The organism is Exiguobacterium sp. TNDT2 (assembly GCF_003331145.1).
Taxonomy (GTDB): Bacteria; Bacillota; Bacilli; order Exiguobacteriales; family Exiguobacteriaceae; genus Exiguobacterium.
The window spans coordinates 15,219-29,989 of the sequence record NZ_QLVE01000007.1 but is presented as its reverse complement, the minus strand read 5'-3'; the positions used below and the strand labels follow the sequence as shown (position 1 = coordinate 29,989).

Below are 14,771 nucleotides of genomic sequence, written 5' to 3'. Positions count from 1 at the left end.
GTCCTTTTTTGTCGGAACGCCCCCGCCTATGAACAACAAGCCGGTTTGCGCGAGGACGTGCGCGATGATAGCGTCAGAGGAAAAACGGAGGAATCGCTATGGGACAACTCGTCGTCCGACCGACCGGGAGACCGGCCATTCGCTTTGGCATCTGTCAACGCTGTCTGAGTACCGATGTCCGCGCCTTCACTTGTCATCATGGCGCGTGCAGCTATTGCCGCAACTGTCTGCATCTCGGGCGCATCTGTCGGTGCGACCGTCTTGGGGAAGAAGACATCACGACACCTGTCGAGCCGACCGAGCTCGTCATGCCGTTCGAACTGAGCGACGGCCAACGCCATGTGAGCGAGCAGTTGCTCACCTGGTGGGATCAAAAGAAGACCGGGCTCGTCCACGCCGTCTGCGGGTCCGGCAAGACGGAAATGGCGTTCCCGGTCATCGAACGTGTCGTAAACGTTGGGAAGCGTGTGCTCATCGTCTCGCCGCGGCGTGACGTCGCCATCGAATGGGCCGAACGATTGGAGTGCGCCTTCTCTGTCCCGGTCACGCGGCGCTACGGTGGCGGGGAGAAAGACACGATCGGCATGATCACCGTCGCGACGGCACCGCTCCTCTTGAACTTAAAACATGTTTTCGACTACGTGCTCGTCGATGAGTCGGACGCGTTCCCGTTCGCCTTCGATATGGCGCTCTGGTGGACGATCCGACGCGTGGGGAAAGGCATCTTTTTATTCGTGACGGCGACGCCGACCGTCTGGCAGCGCCAATTCCCGACGGCGCACTTGTCCCGCCGCTATCACGGGCACGACTTGCCCGTGCCGACGCTTGTGAAACAGACGGACGAGGCGATCGTCGCATTTTGCCGACGCAAGACACCGCGGCTCTTGTTCGTGCCGACGAAGGCCGACCTCGTCCGCTACGGAGAATTGCTTCACGCGAACGGATTCACCTATCGGGCCGTCTCGGCCGACACGGACGAGCGGACAGATACGCTCGAATGGCTCGAGGCGACGAACGGAATCGTGCTCGCGACGTCGATTTGGGAGCGGGGCATGACCGTGCGCGGGGTCGACGTCGCCGTCCTCGACAGCAGCCACGCCTTGTTTTCGTCCCGCGCCCTCGTCCAGATGGCAGGGCGGGCCGGGCGTAAACCGACCGCGCCGACCGGGGACGTCGTCTTCTTCTATCACGAGCGCACGTTCCGGCAAGACCGGGCCATCCGGGAGATCGAGGAGGCGAACCGACGATGAACTGTCTCGTCTGCCGAAAACCGTTCGCCATCCCCTGGAGCCCGGCGACGCTCTTGAAACGGGACTGGGTGTGCCCGGACTGTGCGGGGTTATTGACGCCGCTCATCTCGGGCTGTCCGCGCTGCGGTCATCCGGGTGCTGACGGGGTGACGTGTGACGACTGTGTCCGTTGGCTCGCGCTCGGCCTCGATTTGACGGTCCGCTCGCTTTACGCCTACGACGAGGCGGGCACCAACTGGCTCCATCGTTATAAGTTCGGCGGCGACGTCGTCCTCGTGAATCAGATGCGGCCGATTCTTCGATCGTTACGGGAACGTGGCGTCGTCTACGTCCCGATCCCGCTCAGTGAGGAGCGGTTACGGACCCGGCGTTTCAATCAGGCGGACCTGCTCGCCCGGATGATCGGGCCGACGGAACGGGTACTCGTGAAATCCGAGGTTTCAAGTCAGCGTGAACTTGGGAAAGAAGAAAGGCGGCACCGTCCAAACCCGTTCGCTATACATAAAGCGTCTCGGTGTGAGAAAATCGTTCTCGTCGATGACGTCTATACGACCGGGACGACGCTCCATCAGGCGGCGTTCACGCTCAAGAAAGCCGGCTATGAAGAAGTTTCTGCCGTTTGCCTGTTCCGGACGCTAAACAAATCAAAAATGCGTCCGATATAAAAGGCAGAGGTGAATGACTGTGGAAGCAACAACTTGTCAAACATGCGGACGGCTCTTCATGAAACAAAGCCGCTCGCCTTACTGCCCATCCTGCGCGGAAGTCGATTTCCAAAACTTTTTGAAAGTCCGGGACTTCATCCGCGAACCGGCCAACAAACAGACGACGATCGGGGCCCTTGTCGAAGCGACAGGCGTCTCCGAACTTGATATCACGCGATACATCCATGAAGGACGCCTGATCATCAAGGACAACCCGTCACTGAGCATCGCCTGCGTGCGTTGCGGCAATCCGACGAACCAAGGAAAGGTATGCGCGGACTGTCAGACCGACATGCAGCAAGAACTGAGAGGGCTCGAAGCCACCGTCACGAAACAAAGCGTTCGCGCTTATCGTTTGGACTAACAACTAAGAAGAGGGGGGACACGTATGCGCATCGATTCTGCAAAGTGGGTACACTTACCGAACACTTATGAGAAGAAAACGCAACCTGAGACGAAGCCCGAGCTGAAACGCCAAACGGACCAACTATCGATATCGGCCGAAGCCCGCGCCCGGTTTGAAGAGCCGGTGAAACATCCGGAGCGCCTGGAGAAGATCAACGCCTTGAAGGCGGAAATCAACGCCGGGACGTACACACGGGACGCGCGCGAGATCGCCAAACGCTTTCTACAAGGATGAATGAAAGCGAGGTCCGAGGGAGACCTTCGCACACATATGATGGCACGGAAGCTGACTAAACAAGGGACACCCTTTCTTTAGTCGGCTCTTTTTTTGGAAAAAGGAGAGACTTATGCTCACATACCATACACGTTTGCTCGAACTCGCTTATGACAAGGAACGACTGCTCGTCAATGGGGACATGCCCGCGTTCAGCGCGCTCGTCAAGGAAGAGGCGACGATTCTCAGACAAATTAAACAAAAAGAAACGGAACGACTTCAAGGAACGCTTGTTTTGGACGATGAAGAGAAGGAAGCGTTACGACCGGTCGTCTATGAGCTGAAACGGCAGAATGAACTGAACGCCGTCCTGCTCGAACAGTCGCTCCGGTATATCGAATGGCATTTGGACATGCTCATGCCAGAAGCAGATGATTTCACGTACGGTCAACAGGCGCTCGAGACACGCTCGTTCAGCCGGGATGTATAAGGAGGAAGTGTAATGGGCTCAACATTTATGGGATTAGAGACGGCGCGACGGAGTCTTTCCACGCATCAATGGGCGCTCCAGGCGACGGGGAACAACGTCGCCAACGCCTCGAACCCGGGCTACTCGCGCCAGCGCTTGTCGCTCGGCATGACCGAACAGCTCAGCGTCAATTTCGGCGGGACGAAGGCCGGACAGTTCGGCACAGGTGTTCGCGGCGAGACGCTCGCTCGGATCCGCGACTTGATGATCGACCAACAGTACCGCGACGAGTCGGTGAAGAACGCCTACTACGCCACGAAAGAGGCGGCGTTCGGACGAATGGAAGATATCATCAACGAGCCGTCGGAGAACGGGCTCGCCAAATCGCTCGACTTGTTTTGGGCCTCGCTCCAAGACTTGTCGGTCAACCCGGATGATACCGGCGCCCGAAGTGTCGTCCGGCAGCGGGCGATGACGCTCACGGACACGTTCAACTATATGTCGTCCTCGCTCACGAAAGTCCAAGGCGACTTGAAGGCAGAGGCCGACGTCGTCGTCAAAAAAGTGAACGACCTGTTGACGAAAATCAACAACGTCAACCGTCAAATCGGAGACGCGGAACCGCTCGGCGTACTCCCGAACGAGCTGTACGATGAGCGCGACCGCTACATGGACGAACTTGCTCAGTATATCGAGTTCGAGCGTAAACCGATCGATTACTTGAACGGCGAGACGCGCGGCAACTCGCAGCGGATGGCCGAGGGGCGAATCGATATCGTCATCAACTTAGGTAAGACATCGCCAAAAACACCAGTGACGTTGGTCGATGCGGCTAACGGAAAGGTTGGCTCGATTGGGGCGTCGAGTTATAAAGCGGCTGGGGCGCCTGAGGCGGACCCGATGCTTCCGATGACGTATGCCGATATGCCGAACGGAAAACTGAAAGCGCTCGTCGAGATGTATGGAGAAAACGCGAGCGAAGGCATCGACGGAGAATTCACGGGCATGCTGAACGATTTAAACGAGATGGCGAACGTGTTCGCCACGGCGTTCAATATCGCCCACGGCAAGAACAAGGATGCGGACGGGAACAATGGAAGAACCGACTTCTTCACGGACGCGTCGGATCCGTCGAACATCAGTGCCGCCACGATCAAAGTGCATGACGACTTCATGCAAGAGTTGAACCTGATCGCCGCATCAAGTGACGGCAACATCGGGGACGGCAGCGGGGCGCTCGCTTTGGCGCACATGAAAGAAACCGGACTCGCGTTTGACGGTTCGGTCACGACGACGACGTCGATCGGCAAGTATTATCAGAACGTCATCGGCAACATGGCGGTCAAAGCGAGCCAGAGCGGCAGTCTCGCGAAGAGCACGCTCGCCCTCATGGCGAGCTCGGATCAACGCCGGCAATCGGTGAGCGCGGTCTCGCTCGACGAAGAGATGACGATGATGATTCAGTACCAACATGCCTATAACGCGGCGGCGCGAAACATCACGGCCGTCGACGAGATGCTCGACAAAATCATTAACGGCATGGGTGTCGTAGGGAGGTAATGAGTAATGCGTGTCACACAGACGATGCTCACACAGACGAACTTGAAACACTTATCCAGCAGCTATAATACGCTCGCCCGTGTCCAAGAACAACTCATCAGCGGGAAGCGGATTCAAAAGGCGTCCGAGGACCCGGTCGTCGCGATGCAAGGGATGCGCTACCGGACCGAAGTGCGTGAAGTCGACCAGTTTCGCCGCAACGTCAGCGAAGCGACGAGCTGGATGGACTTGACCGACTCGACGCTGAACGAAGTGACAGAAGCCGTCAAACGGATTCGCGAGTTGACGACGCAAGCGGCGAACGACACGTACGAGTCGTCGCAACGCCAAATCATCAAGAGCGAGATCGACCAGCTCGTCGAACATATCGGTTCGCTCGCGAACTCGAAAGCCGGCGAGAAATATATCTACAACGGGACGAAGACGGATGAGCCGCTCATCAATATGGACGCTTTGAAGGCGTTCCTTGCCGACCCGAGCGGGGATGTCAACAGCATCTACCCGAATGGGGCACCTGCCACGAGCGGGAAAATCGAGTTTGAAGTGTCAAAAGGGATCAAGGTCCAAGTGAACATGCAGCCGGAGAAAGTGTTCGGGGCAGAGCTATTCAAGGGTCTCCAGAAGTTGAGCAGCATGCTCAACACTCCGACGACGACCGGGGCCGATCTATCCGCCGAGCTCGCGACACTCGACACGCTCGGCCAGAACTTGATCACGAAGCGGGCCGAACTCGGTGCCCGTGCCAACCGACTCGAACTCGTCGACAACCGCCTGCAAGACCATGAGATTATCGCGAAGACGATCATGTCTGATAACGAAGACATCGACATCGAGAAAGTCATCATGGAGCTCAAGTCGCACGAGACGGTGCATCGGGCCGCGTTATCGGCCGGAGCCCGTATCATCCAGCCGACGCTCCTCGACTTCCTGCGGTAAGCGCGGATGAATCTCGCGAGACTTGAGATGCGGCAGACCACCGCCGCCATCCAGATGACATCGAACCGGCCTGTGCTCGAGATGTGGCAAGGCCGGGCCGACGTATCGATGACGCAAGGCAAAGCCGTGATGACACAACAGACGACACCAGGGACGCTCGAGGTCGACTCGTCGGTCGCGCGCAGTGAAAGCAATTTGAAAGGCGCGCTCGAACTCGGCCGCTATTTCGGTCAGCTCGGCGAACAAGGCGTACGCGAGGCGACGAGCCAGGCGGCGCAAGAAGGCGACCAACTCATGCGCATCGAGAACGGCAATCCGATCCCGAGCATCGCAGCGAGCAAAGTGAACGACCCGTACCCGATCGTCGAGATGGGCTATATGCCGAAGTCGATTGACCGCGTGAAGTTGACGTATACGCCGGCGGATGTCAAAATCGAGTGGAACCTGACGCCGGCCCAGATTGATGTATCACTCACCCCGGCCGACATCTCGTTCACGCCATGGACGACGGACATCTCGCTCCGTCAACAGGCGTCACTCGAGATGTGGGCGGTCGGGGGCATGTATGACGAGACGCGTTGAAAGTGAGGACAATCCATGTTCATTGAGACAGACTATTTTGGCAAGATTGAAGTGAAAGAAGACGAGACGATCTCGTTCGTGAGCGAGATTCCTGGATTCCCGGAGTCAAAGACGTTCGCCCTGATCCCGTACGGCGACGAGCTCCCGTTCTGGTCACTCCAGTCGATCGAGGACCCGGCCTGCGCCTTCGTCGTCACGAACCCGTTCTGGCATAAGGACGATTACGCGTTCGAATTGACGGACGGGGCGAAAGACCAGCTCGGCATCGATGAGGCGGAGCACGTCTCGGTGTATGCCATCGTGACGCTTCGCAATCCGTTCGACGCCTCGACGCTCAACTTGAAGGCACCGATCGTCATCGAGACGAAAGAACGCCGCGGCAAACAAATCATCTTAGATGACGCCTATCCGGCCCGCTTCCCGCTCGGCGGCCAGAAAGAAGAGGTGCGCTGATGCTCGTATTGAAACGAAAGCAAGGCGAGGCGATCCATGTCGGGGACGACGTGACGCTCACCGTGCTCGCCATCGAAGGCGACCAAGTGAAGCTCGGCATCGACGCGCCGCGCCATATCGACATCCATCGTCATGAAGTATACGTCCAGATGCAGACCGAGAACGAGTCGGCCCGCGACAGCGCCAATTTGATGAAACAGATGATACAAAACAAGTCGGAGGCGTGAGCTTCCGGCTTTTCCATGCGACGACATGTGACATGGATGACAGGTTCGTTCGAATGGAGATCGGATGGACCGAGCGAAGTGGGGGAAAGGACGGGTTGGATTGGGACAAGTATTGAATATTTTCTTCATCAACATCAGCATCATCTATTTACTGATCTCGCTGACATTTTACGTGCTGCGTGACGTGCTGCCGATTCAAGCGTCGTCCCCTGTCTCGGTCCGCATCGGGTTCGGGCTCTCGACCGGTGTGATCGCCATGTTGTTGACGACCAATGCCATCATGGTGGACGGGGCTCGGATCGACCTGCGCATCATTCCGTTCGCGCTCGCGGCGGCGTTTGCCGGACCGGTCGGGGTAAGCGTCGCCATCATCATATCCGTCGCGGCCAGACTGATGACCGAGGGCTTCAGCTCGATCATCATGAGCGCACTCGTCATGATCGGCATCTTTTGGACGATCGCCATCGGTCTCGGCCGTCAACACATACGGCGAGGCCATTTGTACGCGGGATATATCGCGCTCGGGATGACGCTCGTTCTCGTCCGCGTCGTCGGTCACGTCTCGCCCGATACGTTCATCCATGTATTCATCCCTTATTTTTTGATGACGTCCATCGGGGCCTGGATGTGCTATTGGGGGGCGAAGAAGTTGGAGTCACATCTTTGGATGTTCCGCCTGCACACCCACCGGGCGACGGTCGACGAGTTGACGGGTCTTCCGAACCGCTACATGACGCTCGAGCGCTTGAGCGAGGTCGAACTGTCGGGTCGACCGTGGGCGCTGTTCGTCATCGACGTCGACCATTTCAAACAATTGAATGACACATATGGCCACCGGGCCGGTGACGAGGCGTTGCGTCACATCGGGGAGACGTTGCGCGACAACTGCCCGGCCGACGGTTTCGTCGGGCGGTACGGCGGCGAGGAGTTCTTGATGGTGATCGAAGAGGTGGGCGATGACGTCGTGGCACTCGCCGAGGCGGTCGTCGCTGTCGTCCGTGAGACGCCGTTCCTATTTGAAGGGGAAGCCATTTCGATGACGGTCTCGATCGGGGCCTCGCTCGCGAGTGCCGAACTCGGGTCGGTCGTGTTCGAGCGGGCTGACGCCGCCCTGTATCACGCCAAGACGAGCGGGCGCGACCAAGCCCGATTCGGATAACGCAAAAAGTCGGCCCCGGGGCCGACTTTTTTAGTGGATGTTTTTCTTTTTGAACTGGCCGCCCCGGACGTCATGGATGTTGCCGATGGCGAGGAACGCCTTCTCGTCATAATCGTCGAGGATGTCTTTCAATTTCGTCTCTTCGAGTCGGCTGATGACGGTGAAGACGACTTTCTTGCCGTCGCCCGTATAGGCCCCTTCCCCGTGCAAGTAGGTCACGCCGCGGCCGAGCCGGTCCATGATGGCTTGGCCGATATCATCGGGTGATGTCGTGATGATCCACGCCGCCTTCGACTGGTCGAGTCCCTCGAGCACGATATCGATCGTCTTGAAAGCGACGAAGTACGTGATGAGCGAATACATGGCCCGGTCCCAGCTGAAGACGAAACCCGCCGTCCCGAGGATGAAGATGTTGAAGAACATGACGATCTCCCCGACGGAGAACGGGAGGCGGTCCGTGAACGACACGGCCAAAATCTCGGTCCCGTCGAGCGACCCGCCGGCCCGGATGACGAGGCCGATGCCGGCCCCGAGCAGGAAACCGCCGAAGACGGTCGACAACAGCAGGTCATCGGTGAACGGCTCGATCGTGTGGAGCAGGACCGTGAAGCCGGACATGAGCATGATGGCGACGAGTGTGACGACGGCGAACGTCTTCCCGATTTGACGATACCCGAAGAAGATGAACGGCAAGTTGAACAAGACGAGCCAGATGGCGAGTTTCGTCTCGGTCAAATAGGACGTGATGATCGAGACGCCGACGATGCCGCCATCGATGATTTGGTTCGGGACGAGGAACGCCTCGAGCCCGATGGCGAAGATGAACGAACCGATTAAGAGAAGTAGCCCCTTGGAGAGAAGTTCGGTCGGTTTGATCGGATTGTGTTCGCGTTTCAAACGGAGTACTTCCTCCGGTGACGGGGAAGGCATCGGTGGACGCTGCATCGGGGTCACTCCTTTTTTCTTTTTAGTATAGCAAACCTCACAGTGGATGTTACGGTCGAGTCAGGAAATCCGACACAAATTATGGCGCGAGATGCGAGGTGTGGGAAAGTATGGAGGCACATCAACAGTCGTTGTCGCTCGAGACGACGCAGACGTTGATTGGTCGGGCAAGGCCGATTTTGGCCGACATCGAGCGCTTGGCCGTGTTCGAGCCGAAAAGTGAAAACTAAAAATCCACGTCCGAGGACGTGGATCGTGGGTCAAGCTTTCGTCAGGCTCCCTTTGACTTTCTCATAAAAATCGTCCATCATCCCGGTACGGCTACCGAGCTGGCAGATGAGTTCGAGCGTTTCTTTGTAAAACTTTTTGACGAGCCCTTTGTTTTTGATGCCCTCCATCGACGCGAGCGTCTTGTCGAGGTTTTGCAGAATCTCTTCGATTTGGTCGTCTGAGTCCGGTTTCACGACCGTCATGTTGTCGGGGATCTTGACGACTTTGTCTTGCTCCTGATGACGGAACGAGGCGCCGTAGCCGAGGTTCTCGATGAAGAGGTGTGGCATCACTTTCTGGCCGAAGAACTGTTTGTGCCAGTCTGTCGCTTTCATCGTGTCCATGTCCTGTTTGAACGTGGACGCCGTCGAGACATATTTTTTGAACAGGTCGGTCATGAACTTCTCGATGACCGGGATTTGAAGGGCGAAGACGTTTTTTAAGAGCGCGTCGAGCTGTGCGCGTGTCAATTGGGATTCGTTTGACATGTCGGTTCCTCTTTTCTCTAATGCGATACTTTTATCGTATGGGATTGCGGAACGTGCGTCAACGCATCGGAAAACATTTTTTCAGAATATTTAATGATTTGGTGTCGATTTGTGCGATAATCGTCTCATAGTCAGACGAAAGAGGAGAGGATTCAGATGAATAAAACGGTGAAATGGGCGGTCGCGCTCGGTGTGACCGGTGCCCTCGTCGCAACGGTCGGCGTCGTCTCGTCACGTGGACGGACCGAGGACACGACGCAGACGATTCGGGACCGTGCCCTCGGTTACGAGATCATTCTCCCGTCGAAGATCGTCGAGGCGATTGAGCGCGGGGACGTCTATATCGAGAAGGCAGAGGACGTCGTCGATGTCGGCGACAAGAACAGCTACGGCACGTTCGACCTGTATTACAATCTAGAAGGGGGCGACGACCAGCTGTTGTTCCATTTGGACTTGGTTGACCGTGAACTGTCGGAAGAGGCGTTCGCAGAAGAAGTCGGCTACGGCAATTACCTCGGTGCGAGCGATAAGACGTTCTTCTGGGTCGAACCGACCGAGGCCGTCCCGGGTGCCGAGGCACATACGGACGAGATCGCGGAACTGCTTCAGACGCTTCCGGAGCTCGAGTTCCGCACGTTATAAGTTCGCCCGCCACGGCGGGCTTTTTCGATTATGCTACAATACAGTTGAGGTGATCACATGAATTGGACAGTAGAAGAAGTGAGACAGGCAGAGCAGGTAGAAACGCTTGAGACGGCGGTCAATACGCATGACAACATCGATGTGAAAATCGGACACGTATCAATCGGTCAGAACGACTACGCCGTCTATGACAATGATACGCTCGTCGGCTATATGGTGCTTTTCCCGTATCTTCCGAACGAGTACGAGGTGAACGCGCTCGTGCATCCGGACTACCGGAAGCAAGGCGTCTTCACGGCGCTTTTGGATGCGGCGAAGCAGGACGCGAAACAGAACGGTTGCGAGGCGTTCACGTTCGTCATCGACCGCAAGTCGACGTCGGGCAAGGCGGTCATCGACCATCTCGGTGCGGCGTACCAGTTCTCGGAGTACAACTTGGTGCTGAAAAAAGCCGAGTTGTTCTTGAAGCCAGACGAGGTGTCGCTCCGCGAGGCGACGGACGCCGACCGTGCGCTCATCATCGAGACGCTCAGTGAGGCGTTCGGGGACCCGCTCGACGTGACCGAGAACATCTATGAACAGATCGACACGCCGGACCGCGTGACATACATCGGTGAAGTCGAAGGCCGTCCGGTCGGGGTCATCCGTGCGCTCCTTTCGGGAGACGATGCCGGCAGCATCCACGCGTTCGGCGTGCGCGCGAGTGAGCAAGGCCAAGGCTACGGCACGAAGATGTTGAAGCAGATGGTCCAGCAACTGTTCCGCATGGGCCGGACAAAACTCGAACTCGACGTCGAGACGGAAAACAAGGCCGCGCTCGAGATTTACAAGCGGGCCGGGTTCGCGGAGAATGGTGGCTATGAGTTTTACTTACTAGAACTGTGAGGTGAGACAAATGGTTCGGAATTTGAAATGGATGGGTGCCGCCTTCGAGGCGCTGCTCGGGATCCCGGCACTCGGTGGGCTGTTCATCATCAGTATGGGCTATGCGCCGCTGGGGTTCATGCTCGTGTTCCATAGCGTGGTGCTCGTCTTGTCAATGACGCGGCTGAAACGGATTTCGGTCGGGCCGATTGTCGGCATCATGGCGTCGGTGCTCGGGTTCATCCCGTTCCTCGGTATGATGTTGCACTGGATGGCGGCGATTGCGCTCGCGATTGATGCGCTCATGACCCCGCGCGAACAGGTGCACATGACAAAAGAAGACGACCGTTTTTAATCTGCACGCTCTCGATGACGAGGGCGTTTTTTCATTGACCAAATCTTCAACTGGAAACGCTATACAAATCGTTCCAAGTAGACGATATAGTAGGTGATGAGTTACACAAAGGAGGAACTTATAGTGAAAGTATTTAAAGACTTTACGACCCAACTGCTCGCTTGGATTTTAGTCACATCCTTTATCACGGGCGGAGCGGTCGGCTTGATTACGCTCTTGCTGCTCACGGAGCTTGAGATGGCGAAGGGACAGGTCATGCTCGTCGGGACGGCAGTGGCTTTGCTCATCTCGGTGCTCGGCGGAGTCGTCATCTATTTGATCGCCCGTCGACCGCTGAAGGCGATCGAGTTGGCGTCAGACAAGGCGGTCGAAGTCGGGAACGGTGATTTGACGGTCGTGTTCGCGGACGAGACGACGACAGACCGTTCAGAGATGGGTCGTCTGCTTCTGTCGATGGACAATATGGTCGAACACCTGCGGGAACAAGGGACAAATATGCGTTACACGGCGGACCAGCTCACCGGTTCGGCGCAAGAGATCGCGGCAGCGGTGCATGAAGGGAATACGGCCGGCGAGAACATTCGCTCGGCGATGAACGCCTTGAACAAAATGCTCGAAGACAACGTCAATGCGACGTACAGTTCGATGGACCTGCTCGGTGCTGTCGCCCGGACGATGGAGAACATTCGTCAAGAGATGGGCTCGGCACTCGAATCGGCGAACGAGATGCAACAAGAAGCGGAGAGCGGCAAAGGGCTCGCCTCGTCGTCGGTCGATGCGATGCATGCGATCGCCGGTAAGGTCGAGCAGTCATCGACCCTCAACAGCAAGTTGACAGAGATGACGGGCGAGATTTCACGCATCACGGACGTCATCAGCGACATCTCGGCGCAGACGAACTTGCTTGCCTTGAACGCGTCGATTGAAGCGGCCCGTGCGGGGGAACACGGACGCGGATTTGCAGTCGTCGCAGCGGAAGTCAAGAAGCTCGCCGAACAGACGGCGAACTCGACGCAAGAGATCACGGATTTGATTGTCGACGTCAAACGCTTGGTCGGTGACACATCGTCATCGATGGCGAACGTGAAAGCGGAAGTCGAGACGGGCGTCGGTCTCGTCGAGAAGGCGGGCGGTGCGTTCGCGTCGATCCACAACTCGGCGAACGAAGTGTACAGCCACGTCCATTCGGTTGATACGCTCTTGGATGAATCGCGTGGACAGATCGATTCGGTCGTCACGAACTCGGCCGGCATCGTCGGCATGGTCGAAGAGGCGTCTCGCTACGCGACAGAAGTCACGTCAGCGGCGAGCCAACAAGCGGCGAGTCTCGGTGAAGTGAACGGCGCGATGACGGAGCTCGTCCGTGCCGCGGAGAGTTTGCAGAATGAGACGGAGCAAGTGAAGGTGGAAGTGTAATCATGAAAGCGTATGCGAGAGCATGCGCTTTTTTGCTACACTGTGGATGGAGGGATGTCTCGTGAAAATGGATGTGGAAGCAGTGTTGGGACTGCCGGCGTACGCTGGAGCAACGGTCATCGCCGGTCGGAACGGAATGGGCCGAGACGTGAACAACGTCTCGTTCATGGAAGTGCCGGATATTTTACCGTACGTGTCTAAAGGAAATCTATTGTTGACGACGTTTTATCCGATCGCTGGGAACGAAGAGGCGATGCGGCAATTGGTGCCGCGTTTGGCTGAAAAAGGACTGGCCGGTCTTGCGGTTAAAGTCGGACGATACGTCACGACGATTCCCGACGTGATGATTGAGGCGGCTGACCGAAACGACTTTCCGCTCATCGTCTTGACCGAAGATGCGAATCTGTCGGAACTGAGCAATGCCGTCCTTGAAGTCTTGCTCGAAAAGCAAAACTCGATATTAAAGTTTCGGGATGAGATTCACCAACAGCTCATGCGCTTGTTGTTGAACGGTGCCCACATCAACACGTTTGTCACCGTCCTATCCGGGATGATCCAAATGCCTGTCTTTTTATTCTCAGGACATGGGGAGTTGCTCGCCCAATCGGTCTCAGACGAACCGTTTGAACGGGACGGGGCCGCAGTGACGCTCGGGGAGCGGACGTTTCGTCTCGATGAAGTCATCCGGCAACCGATTCAGGTCGGTGAGGAACAGCTCGGGGAGCTGCTTGCCCTAGACGTCGCCGGAAAACGGAATACGAACATTCATGTCGCGATGGAGCAGGCCTCGATTTTGCTCGCGCTCGATTTTCAACGGGAGCGCGCCATCGTGCAGCAAGAACGCAATTATTTGGATGCTTTTTTACGTGACATCTTGAACGGTAGGTTCCGGAGCGAGGAAGAAGTCGTGCGGCGCGCCAACACGTTCCATTGGGAGTTGACACTACCTCTCGGCATCATCGCCGTCGAGCGGAAGGACCCGTTCGTGTTCACGGAGAACGAGACGATCGAGCGGTTCGAACGCTGGCTGTCGGGCCGGTTTGCGGACCATGAGCTTGTACATAAAGTCATGTACTATGAGGACAGCTTGATTTGTTTCGTGAACAAGCCGACACAGCAAACACTGGATGAAATCGGGCACTATCTCCATGAACAGGCCGGACGGGCCGGTTACGACGTGATCGTCACCTATTCTCGATGGGTCGAACAATTACGGGACGTGGCGACCGAGTATGAACGATTGCGTCAGGCGCTACGGATCATGCGTTCAATCGAGACCACTCCAGTGCAGTCATACGACGCGCTCGGCGTCTATTCGATTCTATTTGAGCTGCAAGACGAGACATCCTTGCATGAGTTCGTGGAGAGCCGAATCGGTCAAGTGCTCGGGGAAGACGAATTGTTGCGGACGTTGCTCATGCTGATCCGTTGTCAAATGAACGTCCAAAAAGCGTCAGAACGGCTGTTTATTCATTACAATACGCTGCGTTACCGGATCGAGCGATTGAAAGATTTAGGGTTACAACTGCATGACGGTGAAAAAATGAGTGAATACTATGTGGCCTATCATGCCCATCACTTATTGAAAAGCCGCTGATGAGGCGAATGATTGGCCATATTTTGGCCGCCATTCGTCTTTTTTGTGTGTACAATATGTGACAACTTATAGACGACTCGACTTGAAAAGAGCGTGGTTGAGCCGTTTGTGGAGTATTTATCAACAAATGCTAAATTGAAAGCGCTTCATTCGTATTCTATTGACAATGATTGATAAAAGAGTCGGTGTTATCTTATGGGTGTACCAAATATTCGCGAATTTGCAGTCATCCTTT

The 14,771-nt window shown here is 56.4% G+C and carries 18 protein-coding genes; 16 read left to right on the top strand and 2 right to left on the bottom strand.

Annotation, left to right across the window (positions count from 1 at the left end; genetic code table 11):
• The first annotated feature begins 98 nt into the window (after positions 1-98).
• The 11 genes from DPV68_RS05940 to DPV68_RS05890 all read left to right on the top strand — a co-directional run bounded on the left by DPV68_RS05940 (position 99) and on the right by DPV68_RS05890 (position 7,959).
• Entirely contained in the window at positions 99-1,250 is a 1,152-nt protein-coding gene (locus DPV68_RS05940; RefSeq protein WP_114165874.1) for a DEAD/DEAH box helicase family protein, read from the top strand.
• Positions 1,247-1,915 (top strand): ComFC family protein, encoded by a 669-nt coding sequence (locus DPV68_RS05935; RefSeq protein ID WP_114165873.1) that lies wholly within the window; start codon positions 1,247-1,249, stop codon positions 1,913-1,915. The genes DPV68_RS05940 and DPV68_RS05935 overlap by 4 nt, the downstream gene beginning before the upstream one ends.
• A 58-nt stretch (positions 1,916-1,973) precedes the next feature.
• Positions 1,974-2,318 carry a flagellar protein gene (locus tag DPV68_RS05930; RefSeq protein WP_114165872.1) on the top strand — a complete coding sequence of 115 codons (345 nt, stop codon included), beginning with the start codon at positions 1,974-1,976 and terminating at the stop codon, positions 2,316-2,318.
• A 24-nt stretch (positions 2,319-2,342) separates the two neighbouring features.
• Positions 2,343-2,594, top strand: coding sequence for a flagellar biosynthesis anti-sigma factor FlgM (locus tag DPV68_RS05925; protein WP_114165871.1), 252 nt, complete (start codon positions 2,343-2,345; stop codon positions 2,592-2,594).
• 112 nt (positions 2,595-2,706) lie between these two features.
• Positions 2,707-3,063, top strand: coding sequence for a flagellar export chaperone FlgN (gene flgN, locus DPV68_RS05920; protein WP_114165870.1), 357 nt, complete (start codon positions 2,707-2,709; stop codon positions 3,061-3,063).
• A 12-nt stretch (positions 3,064-3,075) separates the two neighbouring features.
• The gene (gene flgK, locus DPV68_RS05915) at positions 3,076-4,602 is read left to right on the top strand and encodes a flagellar hook-associated protein FlgK (protein WP_198662254.1); all 1,527 of its coding nucleotides are present in this window, start codon (positions 3,076-3,078) and stop codon (positions 4,600-4,602) included.
• A gap of 6 nt (positions 4,603-4,608) precedes the next feature.
• On the top strand, positions 4,609-5,538 hold the full coding sequence (flgL, locus tag DPV68_RS05910) for a flagellar hook-associated protein FlgL (RefSeq protein ID WP_114165869.1): 930 nt from the start codon (positions 4,609-4,611) through the stop codon (positions 5,536-5,538).
• A 27-nt stretch (positions 5,539-5,565) separates the two neighbouring features.
• Positions 5,566-6,120, top strand: a complete 555-nt coding sequence (locus DPV68_RS05905; RefSeq protein WP_232819520.1) for a DUF6470 family protein — start codon at positions 5,566-5,568, stop codon at positions 6,118-6,120.
• Between the two features lie 15 nt (positions 6,121-6,135).
• On the top strand, positions 6,136-6,573 hold the full coding sequence (gene fliW / locus DPV68_RS05900; protein WP_114165867.1) for a flagellar assembly protein FliW: 438 nt from the start codon (positions 6,136-6,138) through the stop codon (positions 6,571-6,573).
• A complete protein-coding gene (gene csrA, locus DPV68_RS05895; RefSeq protein ID WP_114165866.1) occupies positions 6,573-6,800 on the top strand; it encodes a carbon storage regulator CsrA in 228 nt (75 codons plus the stop codon). Before fliW ends, csrA begins: the two co-directional genes overlap by 1 nt.
• A gap of 100 nt (positions 6,801-6,900) precedes the next feature.
• Positions 6,901-7,959: a GGDEF domain-containing protein gene (locus tag DPV68_RS05890; RefSeq protein WP_232819519.1), complete on the top strand. Its 1,059-nt coding sequence runs from the start codon at positions 6,901-6,903 to the stop codon at positions 7,957-7,959.
• A gap of 30 nt (positions 7,960-7,989) precedes the next feature.
• Here DPV68_RS05890 and DPV68_RS05885 read toward each other — a convergent pair whose 3' ends face one another.
• Entirely contained in the window at positions 7,990-8,904 is a 915-nt protein-coding gene (locus DPV68_RS05885; protein ID WP_198662253.1) for a YitT family protein, read from the bottom strand.
• A gap of 260 nt (positions 8,905-9,164) precedes the next feature.
• Positions 9,165-9,662: a hypothetical protein gene (locus tag DPV68_RS05880; protein ID WP_114165864.1), complete on the bottom strand. Its 498-nt coding sequence runs from the start codon at positions 9,660-9,662 to the stop codon at positions 9,165-9,167.
• 156 nt (positions 9,663-9,818) lie between these two features.
• Between DPV68_RS05880 and DPV68_RS05875 the strand changes: the two genes are divergently transcribed.
• The 5 genes from DPV68_RS05875 (at position 9,819) to DPV68_RS05855 (ending at position 14,536) form a co-directional block, all read left to right on the top strand.
• Positions 9,819-10,304 (top strand): hypothetical protein, encoded by a 486-nt coding sequence (locus DPV68_RS05875; protein ID WP_114165863.1) that lies wholly within the window; start codon positions 9,819-9,821, stop codon positions 10,302-10,304.
• A 57-nt stretch (positions 10,305-10,361) separates the two neighbouring features.
• The gene (locus tag DPV68_RS05870) at positions 10,362-11,189 is read left to right on the top strand and encodes a GNAT family N-acetyltransferase (protein WP_114165862.1); all 828 of its coding nucleotides are present in this window, start codon (positions 10,362-10,364) and stop codon (positions 11,187-11,189) included.
• Positions 11,190-11,199: 10 nt separating this feature from the next.
• Complete coding sequence (locus tag DPV68_RS05865) at positions 11,200-11,523, top strand: hypothetical protein (protein WP_198662252.1); 324 nt, start codon at positions 11,200-11,202, stop codon at positions 11,521-11,523.
• A gap of 123 nt (positions 11,524-11,646) precedes the next feature.
• Positions 11,647-12,939, top strand: a complete 1,293-nt coding sequence (locus DPV68_RS05860; protein WP_114165860.1) for a methyl-accepting chemotaxis protein — start codon at positions 11,647-11,649, stop codon at positions 12,937-12,939.
• A 67-nt stretch (positions 12,940-13,006) separates the two neighbouring features.
• Positions 13,007-14,536: a PucR family transcriptional regulator gene (locus DPV68_RS05855; protein ID WP_232819522.1), complete on the top strand. Its 1,530-nt coding sequence runs from the start codon at positions 13,007-13,009 to the stop codon at positions 14,534-14,536.
• Positions 14,537-14,771 lie beyond the last annotated feature (235 nt).

Coding starts and splice junctions, on each gene's coding strand:
- DPV68_RS05930 (WP_114165872.1), top strand. CDS start 1,974: ATGAAACAAAGCCGCTCGCCTTACTGCCCATCCTGCGCGGAAGTCGAT.
- DPV68_RS05940 (WP_114165874.1), top strand. CDS start 99: ATGGGACAACTCGTCGTCCGACCGACCGGGAGACCGGCCATTCGCTTT.
- DPV68_RS05880 (WP_114165864.1), bottom strand. CDS start 9,662: ATGTCAAACGAATCCCAATTGACACGCGCACAGCTCGACGCGCTCTTA.
- flgL (WP_114165869.1), top strand. CDS start 4,609: ATGCGTGTCACACAGACGATGCTCACACAGACGAACTTGAAACACTTA.
- DPV68_RS05935 (WP_114165873.1), top strand. CDS start 1,247: ATGAACTGTCTCGTCTGCCGAAAACCGTTCGCCATCCCCTGGAGCCCG.
- DPV68_RS05855 (WP_232819522.1), top strand. CDS start 13,007: ATGGATGTGGAAGCAGTGTTGGGACTGCCGGCGTACGCTGGAGCAACG.
- fliW (WP_114165867.1), top strand. CDS start 6,136: ATGTTCATTGAGACAGACTATTTTGGCAAGATTGAAGTGAAAGAAGAC.
- csrA (WP_114165866.1), top strand. CDS start 6,573: ATGCTCGTATTGAAACGAAAGCAAGGCGAGGCGATCCATGTCGGGGAC.
- DPV68_RS05925 (WP_114165871.1), top strand. CDS start 2,343: ATGCGCATCGATTCTGCAAAGTGGGTACACTTACCGAACACTTATGAG.
- DPV68_RS05885 (WP_198662253.1), bottom strand. CDS start 8,904: ATGCAGCGTCCACCGATGCCTTCCCCGTCACCGGAGGAAGTACTCCGT.
- DPV68_RS05875 (WP_114165863.1), top strand. CDS start 9,819: ATGAATAAAACGGTGAAATGGGCGGTCGCGCTCGGTGTGACCGGTGCC.
- DPV68_RS05905 (WP_232819520.1), top strand. CDS start 5,566: ATGCGGCAGACCACCGCCGCCATCCAGATGACATCGAACCGGCCTGTG.
- DPV68_RS05865 (WP_198662252.1), top strand. CDS start 11,200: ATGGTTCGGAATTTGAAATGGATGGGTGCCGCCTTCGAGGCGCTGCTC.
- DPV68_RS05870 (WP_114165862.1), top strand. CDS start 10,362: ATGAATTGGACAGTAGAAGAAGTGAGACAGGCAGAGCAGGTAGAAACG.
- flgK (WP_198662254.1), top strand. CDS start 3,076: ATGGGCTCAACATTTATGGGATTAGAGACGGCGCGACGGAGTCTTTCC.
- flgN (WP_114165870.1), top strand. CDS start 2,707: ATGCTCACATACCATACACGTTTGCTCGAACTCGCTTATGACAAGGAA.